The sequence below is a fragment of the Paraburkholderia sp. EB58 genome (genome assembly GCF_050436665.1).
Lineage (GTDB): Bacteria > Pseudomonadota > Gammaproteobacteria > Burkholderiales > Burkholderiaceae > Paraburkholderia.
Genome location: NZ_JBNDMQ010000003.1, coordinates 38,701 through 55,730 on the forward strand (window position 1 = coordinate 38,701; position 17,030 = coordinate 55,730).

A 17,030-nucleotide genomic window follows, 5' to 3' on the forward strand; every position below is an offset into this window, starting at 1 on the left:
AAATACGACGGAAAAACGCGTGTATCGGGGTGTTGCACGTGCGGTTGTGAGTAAAGCGTGAGTTTTCAGACGGCGTCTTTTTCGATTTCTTCCAGGCTCAGTCCCGCCGTCTCCCGAATCCGATAGATCGCGAACAGGAAGGCGATCAGGCAGCAGGCGGAGAATGCGCCAAACGCGGACGCCGCGCCCATTTCGAGCAGGGCGGGAAAGGTCGAGGCAACGATGAAGTTCATCAGGAACATAGCCAGCGCAGCGGCAGACATGGTTCGTGCGCGGATTCGCATCGGCAGCAGTTCAGGCATCATCACCCAGACGACGGGTCCCCAGCTGAACGAGAACGCAGCCTTGAAGACCGCCAGCGCAGCCACAGCAATCACGCTGCCGTGCGCCGTCGCCGGACCGCCGAAATGAAACACGCAGCCAAGCGTCGCCATACTCGCGGCCATGACCAGTGCGCCACCGATCAGCAGCGGACGGCGCCCTACCCTGTCGACGACGCGCGCTGCAAAGATCGTCATGATGATCGACAGCACGCCGAGCCCGACGCTGTTGAGCAGCGCTGCCGATTCCCCGAAGCCCGCCGCACGGAGAATGGTCGGCGCATAGTAGACGATCGTGTTGATCCCTAAAGCCTGCTGAAGCACCGCAAGCCCGAACACGCTGATGACGATCGGACGCAGCGCCCGCGACCTCAGCACGTCGATCACACGCACGCTGTTCGACGTCTGGTTAGCCTCTCGAATCTCGCGCAGCGATTCGGCTGCGTCTTCCGGCGTGTTGGTGATCTCCAGCACGCGGCGCGCCTCGTCGACACGGCCCTGCCGCACGAGCCAACGTGGCGAGTCCGGCTGAAAGATCATGCCGATGGTCAAAAACACCGAAGGCACGGCCGCGAGACCCAGCATCCAGCGCCATTGTCCATGCCCGGCAAGCAGATAGCACAGCACATACGAAAGCAGGATGCCCGTCGCGACCGCCAGCTGGTTCATCGACGCGAGACCGCCGCGTATGTGCTTGGGCGCAATCTCGGAGAGATACAACGGCACCTGCACCGTGGATACGCCGATCGTGATGCCGATCAGCACGCGCGCGGCGATCAGCGTCAGCGGATCGGGCGCCAGCGCCGACAGCACCGACGTCACGATGAACATCACGCCCGCGCCGATCAGCATCTTGCGCGAACCGAAACGATCCGCGATCTGTCCTGTGCCGAACGCACCGATCATCGCGCCAAGCAGCAATCCGCCCACCACCATGCCCTGCAACTGGGCATTGAGCACCATGTCCTTGCGGATGAACAGCAAGGCGCCCGCGATCACGCCGCTGTCGTAGCCGAAGAGAATGCCACCCAAGGCGCCGAATAGATAGGTGATGCGCGCGCGACTGCGCGAACGCGTCGGAAAATAGGCCAGCGTTTCGGTATCCATCTGTTGTCTCGCTCACATGTTGTTGGCGGGCTTATCGCCCTGATACTTGTTGCCCGCAACGCGGTGCGCGCCTGTTTCGTCCGAAGCCTATGCCGTCCGCTGGTTTCGCACTATCAGAAAATGCGCACATATTTGCGCTGTCGTTGCGGTTTTTCCTTCGCTGTCAGGCGCAGTCCACGCCTCTAAGGTCTCCTCCGAAAAAAATACGGACGGGACAACCGCGCCCTCCCGTTCGCAGCACGCCCCTACCCCACCACGGACACCTGCGCCAACCCGGCATCGACGATCATGTTCTGACCGGTGACGGCCGCCGACTGATCCGAAGCAAGGAACAGCACCATGTCGGCGATATGCTTCGCCTCGACGGGAAACTTCAGGCACTGCAATTCGATAAAACGCTTCGCATCGGCAGAATCGAACCACAGCGCCTGCTGCCGCTCGGTCAATACCGGCCCTGGCAGCACCGCATTGACGCGGATGTTGTCGCCGCCCAGCTCGCGCGCGAGCGTGCGCGAAATGCCACTGATGGCGGCCTTGGCCGCCGTGTAGGCAATGAGATTGGGACGCCCGCGTAGCCAGGAGATCGAGCCCATGTTGATGATCGAGCCGCCGCCCGCGCGCGCCATCGACGGCGTGACGCGCTGCGCCGCGAACACGTGATGCGTGAGATTCGTGCGGATCATGTCGTCCCAGCGCTCCGGCGTCAGCTCCTGCAACGTGCAGCGGTCGTCGCGGCCCGCGTTGTTGACGAGCACGCGGATCGGGCCGAGCGCGGCGGCGGCCGCGTCGAGCGTTTGCCGGTACGCTTCGACGTCGCGAATATCGCAGCGCGCAAACCATGGACGCGATGTGCCGGCATAACGCTCGCACAACGCGAGGCCGGCGGATTCATCGAGGTCGCAGAAAGCCACGCGGGCACGCTGCCCGACGAACGCATCGACCAGCGCCGCGCCGATTCCCGACGCGCCGCCCGACACGAACACCACCGTGTTCTCGAGCGAGGTGTAGCGCGCGCCCATCAGTAGGCCACCTTCATCGGTGCGTGGTCAGTCTGGCCCTTCATGCGAGCAAGCACCGATTTGGCCTGCTGCAGCATGAACACGAGATCAGAACCGACGGCGACATAGTCGAATCCCATCTCGACGAACCCCTTGACCATCTCAGGGTTAGGACCGAGCGTCCCAACCGGAATACCCGCCGCGCGGGCGCGCTGCGCCGCGGAGCGCATCAGTGCCTGGACGCGCTCGTCCTGCAGATTGCCGATACAGCCCAAGGCCGCCGACAGATCGCCTGGGCCGATGAAGAGCGCATCGACGCCCTCCACGGCGGCGATCTCTTCGAGACGTTCGATCGCCTCGGGCGTTTCCAGTTGCACAATGCACGTGGTCAGATCGTTGGCGAGCTTGCCGTAGTCGCTGAATGCGCCGTAACGGCTCGCACGATGGATGCCCGCGAAACCGCGCTGGCCGAGCGGCGGGTATTTCGCCGACGTCACGATGCGGCGCGCCTGCTCCGCGCTCTGCACATACGGAAACATCAAGGTGCGCGCGCCAAGATCGAGGGCGCGCTTGACGAGCGCGGGATCGTCGCTGCTCGCCACCCGCACAATGGGCGTGGCGGGCGTGCAGTCGACGGCCTGCAGCATCTGCCATGTGTCGCGGAAATCGATCGGCCCATGCTCCATGTCGATCAGCAGCCAGTCGAATCCGGCATGGCCGAGCGCCTCCGCATTGCTCGCCGTGCCCGCCATCAACCAGGTGCCGAGCGGTGACGCCTGTCGCTCCAGTAACGCGCGAAACGCGTTGACTTCGGGATGTTGCTTGCTCATCGCGTAACCTCTATCAGTAAATCGACGGTTCGACCGGTTCGTGCCAGCCGGCGAGAAAATCGAAGTCACACCCCTCGTTGGCTTGCGTGACGTGTTCGAGAAAGATCTTCGTGTAGCCGCGCGGCGGCATCTGCACAGCGGGTTGCCACTGTGCGCGGCGTGCCGCGAGTTCCTCGTCGGAAAGACGCACGTCGAGCCGGCCTGCGGCCACGTCCAGCTCGATCACGTCGCCGCTGCGGATCAGCGCGAGCGGGCCGCCTGCGGCGGCTTCGGGCGCCACGTGCAGCACGCAGGTGCCGTAATGCGTGCCGCTCATGCGTGAATCGGAAACGCGCACCATGTCGCGCACGCCCTTTTCCAGCAGCTTCTTCGGAATCGGCAGATTGCCCCACTCGGGCATGCCCGGTGCGCCGAGCGGACCGCCGTTGCGCAGCACGAGCACCGTGTTCTCGTCGACGTCGAGAGCGGGGTCGTCGATGCGCGCGTTCAGGTCCGCCATCGAATCGAAGACCAGCGCACGGCCAATATGCTTCAGAAAGTGCTCGCTCGCGGCACTCGGCTTAATCACGGCGCCGGACGGCGCGAGGTTGCCACGCAGCACGGCGAGCGCGCGCGCTTCGCTGACCGGCTGCGAGAGCGGCCGCACCACTTCGTCGTCCTCACATTGCGCGCCTTTGAGATTCTCGCCGAGCGTGCGCCCGTTCACCGTCATGCAATCGAGCGACAAGTGCTCGTGAATGCGCTGCAGCAGCGCCAGCAGGCCGCCCGCATAGTAGAAGTCCTCCATCAGGCTCGTGCCCGAGGGCAGGATATTGGCCAGCACCGGCACGCCTTCACCCAGACGCTGGATATCGTCGAGCGTGAGCGGCACGTTGCCGCGGCCCGCCATCGCGATCAGATGGATCGCCGCGTTCGTCGAGCCGCCTATCGCCATATAAGCCGCGATGCCGTTGGCAACCGACTTCTCGTTGAAGAACGCCGAGGGTTTCAGGTCTTCCCACACCATCTCGACGATGCGCGCGCCACTCGCCGACGCCATGCGCGTGTGCGCAGAATCCATCGCGGGGATGCTGGCCGCATTGGGCAGCGTGAAGCCCATCGCTTCAGCGATCAGCGTCATCGTGCTGGCGGTGCCCATCGTGTTGCAGGTGCCGGGCGTGCGCGCCATGTGCGATTCGAGCGCGATCCATTCCCGGCCGCTCAGATGGCCCGACTGACGCTCGTCCCAGAACTTGCGCGTGTGCGTACCTGCGCCGACTTTCTGGCCGCGATAGCGGTCGTTGAGCATCGGCCCTGCGGGCACGAAGATGCACGGCAGGTTCGCGCTCAGCGCACCCATCAGCAAGCCGGGCACCGTCTTGTCGCAGCCGCCGAGCAGCACCGCGCCGTCGACGGGCAGTGAGCGCAGCAGTTCCTCCACCTCCATCGCGAGGAAGTTGCGATAGATCATCGTGGTCGGCTTCACGAGCACTTCGCCAAGCGACATGGCCGGCAGCTCGAACGGCATGCCGCCCGCCTGCAGGATGCCGCGCTTGACGGCTTCCGCGCGTTCGCGCAGATGCGCATGGCACGGCGAAAGGTCGCTCCACGTATTGACGATCGCAATGACGGGGCGCGACATGAACTCTTCGCGCCGCAGCCCCATCTGCTGCAAGCGCTGCCGGTGCGCGAACGAACGCGTGTTGTCGGGCGCAAGCCAGCGCTGGCTGCGAAGATCTTCGAGACGCTTTCGCTCTTTATTCACGTGTCCTGCTTCCATTGACTAGACCCGGCGAATTTTGCAACGGGTTGGGTTGAAATGATGTTAGCGCTACTTTTCGACAGTATTCATTAGCGCTAACATTGAGTCAACCGCGCTTCGTTAAGGATTTGCCCTGGTGATGGATGGGTTCATGCCATCGGCAGGCGGATCGCGCTACGCCGTTCGATCAGCCCCGGCACGGACACACGCATCGCAAACACGCCGCCCGATTGCGGATACTGTTCGATTTCTTCCGCGGGGCGGCTTTGGCGTGCGGTGGTCACATAGACCGTGCGCAGATCGTCGCCGCCGAACGCGCACATCGTCGGGCAACGCGCGGGCAGCGAATGCTCCTCGACAATCTTGCCCTCGGGCGAAATGCGCGCGATGCGTCCGCCTTCATAGAGCGCAGACCAGTAATAGCCTTCGCTATCCACGGATGCGCCATCGGGACGCCCGCGATCCGTCGGCGTCGGCTCGAACTTCACCCAGTCCTCGCGCGGCCCGACTTCGCCGCTGTCGATATCGTACGAATGCCGGTAAATCGTGAAGCGCGGTGTATCCGAGTGATAGCACCAGCGATAGTCCGGGCTGAACGCCATGCCATTCGACGTCAGCAGACCCATGTCGATCTTGGCAAGTTCGTCATTCGCATAGCGATACAGCGACGCAGCATTTCTTGCCTTGGGTTCGTCGAGCGTGCCGAGCCAGAAGCGGCCGCGCGCGTCGCAACGGCCGTCGTTGAAGCGGCTGGTCGCTGGGTTCTCGGGGTTCGCGCACAGCTTTCGCACCACCTGCCCTTTCGCATCGAGCAGGAAGATGCCCGTGCGCATGCCCGCGATGAAGCCATCGTCCCCGGTCAGCGAAAAACACGCGATGTTCTCGGGCATCGTAATCGCGCTGTCCTGCCCCGTCTTCGGATCGAAGCAGTGCAACGCAGGCGCCGCTATATCGACCCACCACAGTTTTCCGCGCCGCTCGTCCCAGCGCGGACATTCGCCTAGCCCGGCGGCGGCGGGCAGTACACATTCGAACGATTGCAACATGCGGCCTCCCATTCGGCACGACTCTCGCGCAGACCCTCCGTGCACACTGTTAGCGGTGCTCGGAAACGAACTTCGTGTTCAGATAGGCTTCGAGCGCTTCCGTGCCGCCCTCCGATCCATAACCCGAATCCTTGATGCCGCCGAACGGCGCTTCGGGCAGTCCCAGACCGTGATGGTTGAGCGATAGCATGCCGCTTTCGATATCGTCTCCAAGTGCCGCGAGCGTCGCAGCTGAACGCGCGTACGCGTATGCGGCAAGCCCGTATGGCAGACGGTTCGCTTCTTCGATCGCTTCGTCGTAAGTGCGGAACGTGGAGACTGCGGCGACGGGACCAAACGGCTCTTCGTTCATGATGCGCGCTGATTGCGGCACATCGGTCAAGACGGTCGGCTCGAAAAAGTAGCCTTCACGACCGAGACGCTTGCCGCCCGTCGCGATGGTCGCGCCTCGCTCGACGGCGTCCGCGACCAGCTGCTCCATCGTGTGCAGGCGGCGCTCGTTGGCGAGCGCGCCCATCTGCACGCCGTCGTCGAGGCCGTTGCCGACGCGCAGCGCTTGCGCCGCGGCAACGAAATGCCGCACGAACTCATCATGAACCGTCTCTTCGACGATGAAGCGCGTCGGCGCAATGCAGACCTGACCCGCGTTGCGGAACTTCGCGGCAGCGAGCAGCCGCGCGGCACGCGGCACGTCGCTGTCCGCGAAGACCAGCGCAGGCGCGTGGCCGCCGAGTTCCATGGTGGCGCGCTTCATGTGTTGACCCGCTTTCGCAGCGAGCAGCTTGCCCACAGACGTCGAGCCCGTGAACGAAATCTTGCGGATGGCGGGATGCGCGATCAGGTAGTCGGATATCTCGGCGGGCATGCCGAATACGAGGTTCAACACGCCTGCAGGCAGACCGGCATCTGCAAACGCGCGTACCAGCGCGGCACAGCTAGCGGGCGTTTCTTCCGGGCCTTTCAGCACGACAGCACAGCCCGCTGCCAGCGCCGCCGAGATCTTGCGCACAGCCTGATTGATCGGGAAATTCCACGGCGTGAACGCCGCCACGGGACCGACGGGTTCCCGCATGACGATCTGCCTCACCAGGTCGGCGCGGGACGGGATAACACGACCATACGTGCGCCGCGCCTCATCCGCGAACCATTCGATCACATCGGCGGAAGCCAGCGTTTCCATGCGCGACTCGGTGAGCGGCTTGCCCTGCTCCATCGTCATTGTGAAGGCGATGTCTTCGGCGCGCTCGCGCAAAAGATGCGCCGCACGCCGCATCAGCTTGCCGCGTTCGAATGCAGACGTCTTGCGCCAGATGTGAAAGCCGCGCTGCGCGGCTGTCACGGCGTCGGCGAGATCCTGAGCCTCCGCCATCGACACCTGTCCAATGGTGATCTCGGTTGCAGGATTGTTCACGGGTGACGTGCGCGACGTGGCGCGCCACACGTTGTCGATGAACAGAAGCGTGTCCGGGTAAGCGGGAAGCGATGTGCTCATTCGTGATCCGAAAAAATGAAAGTTGATAAGACGGGGACGAGGCGCGTCATGCCGATCAGGCGATCGCGCGGCGAAGCTCGGCGATATCGGGTTCGATGCCGATTCCTGGCGCCTCGCCTAGTCGCACTCGGCCTTCGATGGGCATTTCGATGGAGCCGGACAACAGCGAACGCAGCGGGTTCGGGTTCGCATCGACTTCGAGCAGGCCGCGCCCGCCGCTATCGCCTGCGGCGGCGAGCAGATGCGCCGACGCAAGCAGTCCGATGCCCCCGCCCAGGTAGTGCGGACAATAGACGAGACCCGCTGCCTGTATGGCCTGCGTGACAGGCCAGTTGCCAGAAATGCCGCCCCATTTCGCGGCATCAGGCTGTATCACTTTGAGCGCGCCGGAGACGATGCCTTCCTCGAACGCCAGCGCGTTCGCAAGGTTCTCACCCGCCGCGAGCGGAACCGGACAGCGTGCACTCAGCGTCCGCCATTCGTTCAATGGACGATCGCAGCGAAGCGGCTCTTCGAGCCATCCGAGTTGCTGCCCTTCCAGGATGTCGCAGATCTCAAGCGCCGTTTCCAGATCCCACGCCTGGTTTGCATCGACCATCAGACGCCGATGCGGACCGATCAGCCCGCGCAGCCTCTTCAGGTTAGCCGCATCGCGCTCGCGCCCGAAGCCAAGCTTCAGCTTGAACGCGTCGAAGCCGCGCGCGAGACGTTCGGACACGATAGGCTCGGCGCCCACCGGATTCAGGCCGCTCGCGTATACGCCAATCTCATCGCGCTCGCCACCAAGCAGGCGCCAGAGCGGCAGCCGCGCCCGGCGAGCCTGCAAATCCCACACGGCCAGGTCGATGCCCGCGATCACTTGCGCGATTGGCCCGTGTTCGCCCGATTGCAGCGCGAGTACGGCAGTGCGCGCGCTCAATTGATCGAACAGCACGGCGGGATGCGTGACGCGCTGGCCTTCGACAAGCGGCGCGAAGACGGTTTGCACAAGCGCCGCGCGATGCTCCGCGCCGCACGAGGGAAAGTTGCACCAGACTTCGCCCCAGCCCGACGCGCCGTCGCGATCGATCACCCGGATGAACACGGCCGGGCGGTCATGCATGACGCCGAACGAGGTCCGCACGGGCGTGTCGATCGGACAGCGCAGCACATGGGCTTCGACCCGTTCGATGGTGGCTGCAGACAGATGATGATCCTGCGGGGGGTAAGTCATGGACGCTTGTCTCGCTGATGGCCGGTTCGTTGCCGGTAAATTACTAAAGTATGGTTTATAGTACTTTATGTGACGCCCGAAGTTCAATCTTTAATCACGAAGAACAGCGTAAGATTCCGTCTCGCCCGTTTACTGCCCCATCATGCGGTCACCCACGTCCAATCCGATTCCGCTCTACCTGCAAATCGCCGATGCGATGCGAGACCGCATTGCGCGCGGCGTGTGGGGCGATGGTGAACTGATCCCCACGCTCGAGCAGATTGCCGCGGAGTTCGGGGTGGCGCGTGTCACCGCGCGCCAGGCGGTGCAACTGCTGACGGCCGAGGGCACGCTCGCGCCAATGCGCGGCCGCGGCACGTTCGTCAGAGCGCCGGTTGCATCGCATCGCGCGGTGCATGTGGTGACCAGTCTCAACGCGTTGGCCGACACGTATCGCGCCACCACGCCCGAACTGCTCACTATCGACGAGAACAGCCGCATGCCCCCCGTGCGCGACAGCGACGGCACGCTGGCGCGCGCCTACACCTACATGAAGCGGGTGCACTCGACGTCGGGCGAGCCGTATTGCGTGATCGGGCTCTATCTGGAAGAACGGCTGTTTTCGCGGGCGCGCGCGCGTTTTCGCAAGGAAACTGTCATTCCCATCCTGATGGAGATGAAGCCGAGACCCATGCAGCGCGCGCGACAGACGCTGACTATCGGCAGCGCGGATGCGGAGACCGCGCACCTCCTGCGCGTCCCTGTCGATTCGCCTGTGGCACGCGTGCAGCGCGTGTTCAACGATGCGAATGGCGTTATCGTCTATTACGCGGACGTGATCTATCGTGGGGATGCAGTAAGACTCGACATGGATATGAACGTGTGAGCCGCACTGTTCATTCAACGCCAATTCATTGGCCGCTCCATGATTCGTACAGCGCACCGCGGCGGTGGAGGCTAGCCGATGTTAGCGCTATTTTGCTATAGTACGTATTAGCGCTCTACCCAGGTACCCAGGTCAGTGAATACTCTCTATGGAATGACCCTTCATGACACAGTCACCCCGCAAACGGCGTAGCGCGGGACGCACGAAGCTACACGATGTTGCCGCGCTGGCAGGCGTGTCTGCGATGACGGTTTCACGCTATTTCAATAGCCGCGAAACGGTGGGATTGGACCTGCAAAAACGCATTGCTTCAGCCATCGAGAAAACAGGCTACGTGCGCAACGTGTTTGCGGGCTCGCTCGCTTCCGCACGCGGCAAGTCGATCGGCATGGTGATCCCGCATATCTCCGGCGGCGTGTATGCCGAGACGGTCCAGGGCGTTTCGGATACGCTGCGAGCCAACAACTATCAATTGCTGCTCGCAACCAGCAACTACTCGATGGAAGAAGAAGAGGCCGCGGTGCGTGCGTTCCTCGGCTGGGCGCCCGCTGCAATTGTCCTCACGAATAGCTCGAAGCATTCACGCAAAACCCTCGAAATGCTGGCTACCGCCGGTGTACCGATCGTGCACACATGGAGCGACAAGCCCAAGGCAAAGCAGATCAATGTCGGGTTCTCGAACATCAATGTCGGCCGGGACTGTGTGACGTATCTCCATAGTCGCGGCTATCGCCGCATCGTGTTCGTGCATCCGACATTCAAGGAAGATCTCGGTGCGAACGATCGGGCAAAGGGTTACACCGCGACGATGGAAGAATACGGCCTCACTCCCGCCGAATTCCGCTCGCCCCTCACGACGCCGCTCGACGCAGGCAGGGACGCGTTCGAAACGTTGACTCGCGGCCGCCACCCTGCAGACGCAATTATCTTTGCGAACGATAACCTGGCCGCCGGTGCCCTGCTGTATGGAGCCCACAAGGGCATTCCCATCCCCGGCACCTGCGCGGTGATGGGGTTCGGCGACCTGTCGATCTCGGACAAGCTGCTGCCCTCACTGACCACGGTACGGCCGCCGCGCTACGAAATCGGCCGGATCGCCGCACTCAGGATTCTCGAGTCCCTGCATGCTGTAGAAAACGAGTTGGTGGATCGCGTGCAGTTCAACAACGATCTGCCGTACGAGATCGTTGAACGCGAAAGCGCGTAGGGGACTTCCTCACGCGTATGCCGTAGCTTGCCCATCGGCAATTTTCCGGCACACTACGGGCATCTGCGCTCACCCTCACATCCCATGCCCCATTCGTTTAAGCCTACCGCCGAACAGCACGCTGTCGTAGACGCGGTTCTTGGCGGGGGCGACCTGAAGATCAAGGCATATGCGGGCGCGGGAAAGACTTCGACGCTGCGGCTGATTGCCGATCATCTCGCCGGTAGCCGCGGCAGCTATCTCGCCTTCAACAAGGACATTGCCGAGCACGCTCGCCGTGGCTTCCCGTCCAATGTCAGCGCACGCACAGTGCATTCGCTCGCGTATGCATCCGTCGCGCCCGCCCTGACCGCGCGCCTGAAGGTCCCGGCCGAGCCACCGCACGAATTGGCTGCCCGCTATGGGCTCGGACCGATACAGGTGCCGACCGTCACCGGAAAGACCGTCGAAGTCACGCCGTTTGAAATCGGCCGGATGGTTGCGGACGGCCTGGGCAGGTTCTGCCGCTCGGCGCAGCAGCGGCCGGAGGCTTGCCACATCCCCGTCGACGAAAAGGTACATGAAAAGGCGGCCGACTGGCTGCGCGAATCGTTGCTTCCCTACGTCGTGCGCCTGTGGAATGAAAGCATTGACCCGCGCGGACGCAGCGCCATTGCGCCGGACGTCTATCTAAAAGTCTGGGCGCAGACAGAACCGCGCATCGATGCGGACTTCATCCTGTTCGACGAGGCGCAGGACAGCGATGGCGTCATGCTCTCGGTGCTCGGCCTCCAGCGCCACGCGCAGATCATCTACGTCGGCGACCCCTACCAGCAGATCTATGAATGGCGCGGCGCGGTCAATGCGATGGCTCAGATCGACGCGCCCGAGTGTGCGCTGACCGAGTCCTTCCGCTTCGGGCCTACCTTCGCAGCGCTCGCCAGTCGTGTGCTCGCACTGCTCGGCGAGCGCACGCCCATTCGTGGCCAGGATTCCATCGGTTCGATCATGGTGGAGGATCCGACTATCTCACCGCCTGTCGATGCCATTTTGTGCCGCAAGAATGTGACGGCGATCTGGCAATTGGCCTCAGGCGTCGAAGCGGGTCACAAACCGGCGATCCGTATGAGCCCCACGGAAATCGTAGCGTTTGCAGACGGCGCAGATCAGTTGCTGGCCGGCAAGCGAGCATTCCGGCCGGCGGCATTTTCGTTGTTCGAAACCTGGAAGGACGCCCAGTCGTTCGCCCAGAGCGCGGTCGGGCGCGACTTGCTACCGATCGTGCGAATCGTCGACGAGTGTGGCACCGCCTATCTTCGGGAACTGGCGCGACGCGTTACGCCCGAGGCAGACGCCGACTACGTGATCTCGACCGTGCACCGCGCCAAGGGGCTGCAATGGAAACGGGTGAAGGTAGCGAACGATTTTCGCTTCAAGACTGTTGACGGGCGCCTGATGCTGGACGAGGACGAGATGCGCCTGCTTTACGTGGCCGTCACGCGCGCACAGCATGTGCTGGACATCTCGGAACTACGCGAGGAGCTCTTGCGGCTGTTCAACTCGCGTCGATGACCGCACGGGCCCGCTCCGCACAAGTGCGACGCTCAGCGGCCATGAGGGTGATTCGAGTCATGGGTCTTTCGGTATTGATTCTTTCCAGTGCTATCGATTATCGGGCGATGACCCGTTCGCCATTCAACACGACTTTATATATTACTATCGCAAAACAACAATTGGTAAATTAAAACAAATAGGTATCAACCAATTGAGTTTATTCGCCCTCACATGCACTGATCCGGATAACAACAGTACGATCGTTAAATCATACAAATCATCCGATTCAGTTAGCATAGTCAAACCAAATCGAGCGCGTCGATCGTAATATTATTTTTTATTGAATTTCACTCATCTTCGTTGCATCGTGCCTTACGCCTTTGCGCCGTCCACCCGCAAGGCGTCAACGACGATCGACATGTAACCTGCCTGCAGACAGCACGGGCGGAACAGTCAATGTTTGACTGATTAAATACAGCGCGGAGAATTAAATTGCATATCCATCAATATATGCGGATGGGGTGTTCGGCATTTACAATCGCCGTCGCCACACTTCCAGCAACGGCTTATTCCGATAATCCCGGCACTCCCTCCCCAAATAATCCAATTACACTACTACAGTCATTTCGCCCAATCGGTGGTGCTGATAATAATCTCGCCAATCCCAACTTCAACGCCACGCCGGGCAGTCCGGAATTGAAACTGGCCCCGTTGAACTTCGCGCCCGGCACGGCCAACGGCCTGATAGGCGGCCCGAATCCCCGGACCATCTCGAACGTTATTTCGGGCGGCACTAGCGCTCAGGGACAAAACGGCGAGACCACTGATCCCGTTGCCTCCGCATGGCTCTATGTATGGGGGCAATTCGTCGATCACGATCTGGGCCTCGAAGCTGCACCGCTCACGACCGACGCGATCAACATCACAATTCCCGCGAATGATCCCGACGTGACGGCCGGCACCGTCATCTCCATGACCCGTGCGGTCCGCAGTCCGGCGACCAATACGATCATCAACACGGTTGCCGGATATCTGGATCTGTCGCAACTGTACGGCTCGACCCAGACAATGGCCGATAGCCTGCGCAATGAAGACGGCACCTTGAAAGGGTCGCCCGACGGACAGTCGCTTCCGATTGTCGCCGGTGCATTTGAAAGTGGCGATGCGCGGGTGATGGAGAACCCCGAGCTCACAGCGACCACGACGCTTTTCATGCGCGAGCACAATTATTGGGTAGGTCAGCTGAAAACCCAGCAACCGGCATGGTCAGGCGACCAGCTGTACAACATGGCGCGAGCCATCACCACCGCCGAGTACCAGAACATCGTGTATTCCGAGTATTTACCTGTGCTGATCGGCCCAGTGCTGGGTCCGTACGGGGGGTACGACTCGTCCCAAAACGCGCAGATCTCGCAGGAATTTTCTGCTGCCGCGTTCCGCGTCGGTCATTCGCAGATCTCGGATACCCAGGAGGGCGTGGACAACAATGGCGTCACCACCTTCAGTGAAGGGCTCAGCCAGGCGTTCTTCAATTCACCTCAACTCGACATTACGAACGGGATCAATCCCCTCCTGCGCTCGCTGAGTCTGGATTTCGCGCAGGCAACGGATGTTTACGTGGTCGCAACGTTGCGCAATCTGCTGGCTGCCAGCCTCGTGGGCGGCGGAGTCGACCTGATCGATCTGATCGCAATCGACATTCAACGTGAACGCGATCTGGGAGTGGGCAGCCTGAATCAGGTCCGCATCGCGTTAGGCCTCGCGCCTTATCGGTCGTTCGCCGCTCTGACTAGCGATCCTGCGCTGCAAACCCAGTTGAAAACCGTCTACGGCACCATTGATCAAGTCGACCTTTTTATTGGCGGACTCGCGGAAGCGCATGCGCCCAACGCGACCGTCGGGCCAACGTTTCAGAGAATCATCGGCGACCAGTTTTCGGCGTTGCGCGCTGGAGATCGCTTCTTCTGGCTCAACCAGGGTTTCGATTCTGCAACCACCAACATGATTACGAACACGACGCTTGCCGACATCATCCTGCGTAACACGGACACAACCACATTGCAGCAGCATGTCTTCACGCAAGGCTCGCCGGTAACACCGCCCTCGCACCACAAGCGTCAGACCCCCGTTCCTCGTGGGATGAGGCCCGATGCTGCGTCCGCTGTCAATCCGGCGCGCTAAGCCGCAACGTTCAGTTTCCGGGAATGTCCCCATGCCGGGGCATTCTCGGGGGTCTGCGTAGAACCTCAACTTTCGAGGATTCTCTCCCACGCGTCCGATCGAGTCGAGCGGAACACGGCGTCGATCACTCGCATATTTGCACGCGCATCTTCTAGCGGTATTGCCTGGGGGCTTCCACTCAATATCGCCTCCGCGAACGTGGCTGCTGCGATGCCATATTGATCGCACACAGGAAGTTCCAGCCAGCGGTCAGTCGCGACACCGGTGCTTGTGTTTTCACTCACCAACAGACGCGCCGGTCGATCGCTTGGTGCATTGAATGGAATCTCGACCTCGATGCGCCCTTGGGTACCGTGAAATTGCATCCGCTGATAAGGATGGGCCTGAGTCGAGTAAAAGAAACTTGCCTGCACACCGTCGAAGTCCATCAGCACAGAGCCAAGCCGGTCCACTTTGAAGGATGGATCCTGCTCCATCAGGGCAACCACTCGCTTGGGCTCACGCCTGGTAATGAAGCGTGACGTTGTGATGGGATAACAACCAATATCGAGTAGACCGCCACCACCCAGTTCGCTGTGGTTGCGGATATTGCTCGGGTTCGTGTTGTTATAGGTGAAGCCGCCGGTCACTGCCCGCAATTCGCCAATCACACCTTCGTCAATCAAGGCCCGCACCTTCAACCACTGCGGATGCGTGCGAACCATGAAGGCTTCCTGTATGTATCGGCCGGTCCTGTCGCGCGCAGCGATGAGTCGTTCAACCTGTTGGGCGTCCAGTCCGATCGGCTTCTCACACAGGACGTGCTTGCCCGCCTCGACGGACTTGATCGTCCATTCCACGTGGATGTGATTGGGTAGCGGAATATAGACCGCGTCGATTTCCGGGTCCGCGAGGAGCGCCTCGTAACTGTCGTAGGCGACAGCCAAACCATATCTGGCTGCGGCTTCCCGAGCCTTCTGGTGAGACCGCGACGCGATGCCCTTCACCCGGCACTTCGGTGCGCCGTGCATGGGCATGACAACCTTGTCGTTGATCTTCGCGGTGCCCAGGATCCCCCAGACAATTTCATCCCTTGCCATGACACTCCCTTTTTCCGATCAAGTATTTGACCACCTTTCGCCGACGACAAGCGGCAGACGTGGCGTCTGCGCGACCGATGGCAGCGGCAATCCGCTACACCAGGATCGCCTGATCGCTGAGTTCGACGGAGTTTCTGCCGTTGCGTTTTGCGCGGTACAGCGCTTCGTCCGCGTCCTTCACCAGGCGCTCGATCGTCGCGTCCCCGCTGGTCATACATGCAATGCCAATACTGCATGCATAGGCCGGCAAAGAGGGATTATCGTTGAGCGCGATTCTTGACCGTAAGGCCTCTGCCAGATCGAATACGTCCTCGGGGCGTGCGCCGGGCACGAGTGCAGCGAACTCTTCGCCGCCCCAACGGGAGAAATGATTGTGCCGTGCCAGCATCTCGGCCGCGCGCCTCGAAAAGTCGACGAGGATTTCGTCACCCGTCACGTGGCCGTAAGTGTCATTGATCGCCTTGAAGTGGTCGAGATCGATCAGCAGGAGCGACAGCAATCCCCCCGTGCGCATCATTTTTTCCCGCTCTTCCCGATGGGCGTTCAGAAACGCACGGCGATTCAGCAATCCCGTGAGCGGATCGACGAGCGACTGCTGTTCAAGCTGCAGTCGCAACCGGTTCATCGCAACGAGCATGAAGCCGACCGTGGCCATCAGGGACACGAGGGCGCCGGTGGCCAGATAGATCGTCTGCACGAAATCTCGAGCATATAGCCCCGTCCCCGCGAATCCCGAACCTATCGACGTGACGACACGTATGGCCGTGACGGCTGTCTGGATCAGAAACACCGCGCCCACGAACATTGAGCTGGGATCCTGTCGCCCGTAGCGCAGCATCACGAAGGTCTGGCGCGTGTAAATCAGCGCGAGGATCACATTGACGCACAGTGCGCGTCCCGCGCCGGACGGGTGCCCCCAGGTCATCCAGCTCTCGCCGATTGCGCCGATTACCAGCATGAGGGTCACAAAGCGCCACGACGGCGGGCAACCGAAGAAACGCTGGCTGCCGATCAGCCAGAGCCCGGTGCTCACGATCATGCCGCAGTTTCCTCCCATGATCGAGAGCCAGTCGGGAACGCCGCCGCGCAGCGCGAGGAGGATCGCCGCAACCGACACAATCAACGCACCGCACGCCCAGTTGCCAACACCGCGGATGTTCGTGGGAAAACTCCGCCCCAACGAAAACATGACTAGCGCCATCAGTCCGGGCATGACGGACGACATCAAGAGAACGGTGCGTAGATCAAAGGCGGGCATAGGGTCTTGAGCGCACACCGGTAACCAGCTTGGACACGCCTTGTTGGTGGCGCTTATGTCCTTTCCCCGAGGCGTGCGCTTGTTCGAATTGTCAATGCCACGAATATACAGGAATAGACTCGGTCAGCCAGTCTACCCTCGCGTGTTTCGCAATGGCATC

The 17,030-nt window shown here is 61.6% G+C and carries 13 protein-coding genes; 4 read left to right on the forward strand and 9 right to left on the reverse strand.

Features of this window, described 5'->3' with window-relative positions; genetic code table 11:
• Positions 1-65: 65 nt before the first annotated feature.
• The 7 genes from P3T40_RS05330 to P3T40_RS05360 all read right to left on the reverse strand — a co-directional run bounded on the left by P3T40_RS05330 (position 66) and on the right by P3T40_RS05360 (position 8,747).
• A complete protein-coding gene (locus P3T40_RS05330) occupies positions 66-1,427 on the reverse strand; it encodes a sugar porter family MFS transporter (RefSeq protein ID WP_429266642.1) in 1,362 nt (453 codons plus the stop codon).
• 245 nt (positions 1,428-1,672) lie between these two features.
• The gene (locus P3T40_RS05335) at positions 1,673-2,446 is read right to left on the reverse strand and encodes an SDR family NAD(P)-dependent oxidoreductase (protein ID WP_429266643.1); all 774 of its coding nucleotides are present in this window, start codon (positions 2,444-2,446) and stop codon (positions 1,673-1,675) included.
• Complete coding sequence (locus P3T40_RS05340; RefSeq protein ID WP_429266644.1) at positions 2,446-3,255, reverse strand: HpcH/HpaI aldolase family protein; 810 nt, start codon at positions 3,253-3,255, stop codon at positions 2,446-2,448. The genes P3T40_RS05335 and P3T40_RS05340 overlap by 1 nt, the downstream gene beginning before the upstream one ends.
• A 13-nt stretch (positions 3,256-3,268) precedes the next feature.
• Positions 3,269-5,014: an L-arabinonate dehydratase gene (gene araD / locus P3T40_RS05345; RefSeq protein ID WP_429266645.1), complete on the reverse strand. Its 1,746-nt coding sequence runs from the start codon at positions 5,012-5,014 to the stop codon at positions 3,269-3,271.
• Positions 5,015-5,145: 131 nt separating this feature from the next.
• Entirely contained in the window at positions 5,146-6,042 is an 897-nt protein-coding gene (locus tag P3T40_RS05350) for an SMP-30/gluconolactonase/LRE family protein (protein ID WP_429266646.1), read from the reverse strand.
• A 49-nt stretch (positions 6,043-6,091) separates the two neighbouring features.
• Positions 6,092-7,534: an NAD-dependent succinate-semialdehyde dehydrogenase gene (locus P3T40_RS05355; RefSeq protein WP_429266647.1), complete on the reverse strand. Its 1,443-nt coding sequence runs from the start codon at positions 7,532-7,534 to the stop codon at positions 6,092-6,094.
• A 55-nt stretch (positions 7,535-7,589) separates the two neighbouring features.
• Positions 7,590-8,747, reverse strand: coding sequence for a mandelate racemase/muconate lactonizing enzyme family protein (locus tag P3T40_RS05360; RefSeq protein WP_429266648.1), 1,158 nt, complete (start codon positions 8,745-8,747; stop codon positions 7,590-7,592).
• 142 nt (positions 8,748-8,889) lie between these two features.
• Between P3T40_RS05360 and P3T40_RS05365 the strand changes: the two genes are divergently transcribed.
• From P3T40_RS05365 to P3T40_RS05380, 4 genes are all read left to right on the forward strand, one after another.
• Positions 8,890-9,612, forward strand: a complete 723-nt coding sequence (locus tag P3T40_RS05365; protein WP_429266649.1) for a GntR family transcriptional regulator — start codon at positions 8,890-8,892, stop codon at positions 9,610-9,612.
• Positions 9,613-9,775: 163 nt separating this feature from the next.
• Complete coding sequence (locus P3T40_RS05370) at positions 9,776-10,819, forward strand: LacI family DNA-binding transcriptional regulator (RefSeq protein ID WP_429266650.1); 1,044 nt, start codon at positions 9,776-9,778, stop codon at positions 10,817-10,819.
• Between the two features lie 84 nt (positions 10,820-10,903).
• Positions 10,904-12,370 (forward strand): UvrD-helicase domain-containing protein, encoded by a 1,467-nt coding sequence (locus P3T40_RS05375; protein ID WP_429266651.1) that lies wholly within the window; start codon positions 10,904-10,906, stop codon positions 12,368-12,370.
• A gap of 498 nt (positions 12,371-12,868) precedes the next feature.
• Positions 12,869-14,533 (forward strand): peroxidase family protein, encoded by a 1,665-nt coding sequence (locus tag P3T40_RS05380; protein ID WP_429266983.1) that lies wholly within the window; start codon positions 12,869-12,871, stop codon positions 14,531-14,533.
• A gap of 65 nt (positions 14,534-14,598) precedes the next feature.
• Here the strand turns inward: P3T40_RS05380 and P3T40_RS05385 are convergent, their stop codons facing one another.
• Entirely contained in the window at positions 14,599-15,612 is a 1,014-nt protein-coding gene (locus tag P3T40_RS05385; protein ID WP_429266652.1) for a Gfo/Idh/MocA family protein, read from the reverse strand.
• Between the two features lie 94 nt (positions 15,613-15,706).
• Complete coding sequence (locus P3T40_RS05390; RefSeq protein WP_429266653.1) at positions 15,707-16,870, reverse strand: GGDEF domain-containing protein; 1,164 nt, start codon at positions 16,868-16,870, stop codon at positions 15,707-15,709.
• Positions 16,871-17,030 lie beyond the last annotated feature (160 nt).

Excerpts from the sequence above, each read along its gene's own strand:
- P3T40_RS05330 (WP_429266642.1), bottom strand. The coding sequence starts at position 1,427 with ATGGATACCGAAACGCTGGCCTATTTTCCGACGCGTTCGCGCAGTCGC.
- P3T40_RS05335 (WP_429266643.1), bottom strand. The coding sequence starts at position 2,446 with ATGGGCGCGCGCTACACCTCGCTCGAGAACACGGTGGTGTTCGTGTCG.
- P3T40_RS05340 (WP_429266644.1), bottom strand. The coding sequence starts at position 3,255 with ATGAGCAAGCAACATCCCGAAGTCAACGCGTTTCGCGCGTTACTGGAG.
- araD (WP_429266645.1), bottom strand. The coding sequence starts at position 5,014 with ATGGAAGCAGGACACGTGAATAAAGAGCGAAAGCGTCTCGAAGATCTT.
- P3T40_RS05350 (WP_429266646.1), bottom strand. The coding sequence starts at position 6,042 with ATGTTGCAATCGTTCGAATGTGTACTGCCCGCCGCCGCCGGGCTAGGC.
- P3T40_RS05355 (WP_429266647.1), bottom strand. The coding sequence starts at position 7,534 with ATGAGCACATCGCTTCCCGCTTACCCGGACACGCTTCTGTTCATCGAC.
- P3T40_RS05360 (WP_429266648.1), bottom strand. The coding sequence starts at position 8,747 with ATGACTTACCCCCCGCAGGATCATCATCTGTCTGCAGCCACCATCGAA.
- P3T40_RS05365 (WP_429266649.1), top strand. The coding sequence starts at position 8,890 with ATGCGGTCACCCACGTCCAATCCGATTCCGCTCTACCTGCAAATCGCC.
- P3T40_RS05370 (WP_429266650.1), top strand. The coding sequence starts at position 9,776 with ATGACACAGTCACCCCGCAAACGGCGTAGCGCGGGACGCACGAAGCTA.
- P3T40_RS05375 (WP_429266651.1), top strand. The coding sequence starts at position 10,904 with ATGCCCCATTCGTTTAAGCCTACCGCCGAACAGCACGCTGTCGTAGAC.
- P3T40_RS05380 (WP_429266983.1), top strand. The coding sequence starts at position 12,869 with ATGGGGTGTTCGGCATTTACAATCGCCGTCGCCACACTTCCAGCAACG.
- P3T40_RS05385 (WP_429266652.1), bottom strand. The coding sequence starts at position 15,612 with ATGGCAAGGGATGAAATTGTCTGGGGGATCCTGGGCACCGCGAAGATC.
- P3T40_RS05390 (WP_429266653.1), bottom strand. The coding sequence starts at position 16,870 with ATGCCCGCCTTTGATCTACGCACCGTTCTCTTGATGTCGTCCGTCATG.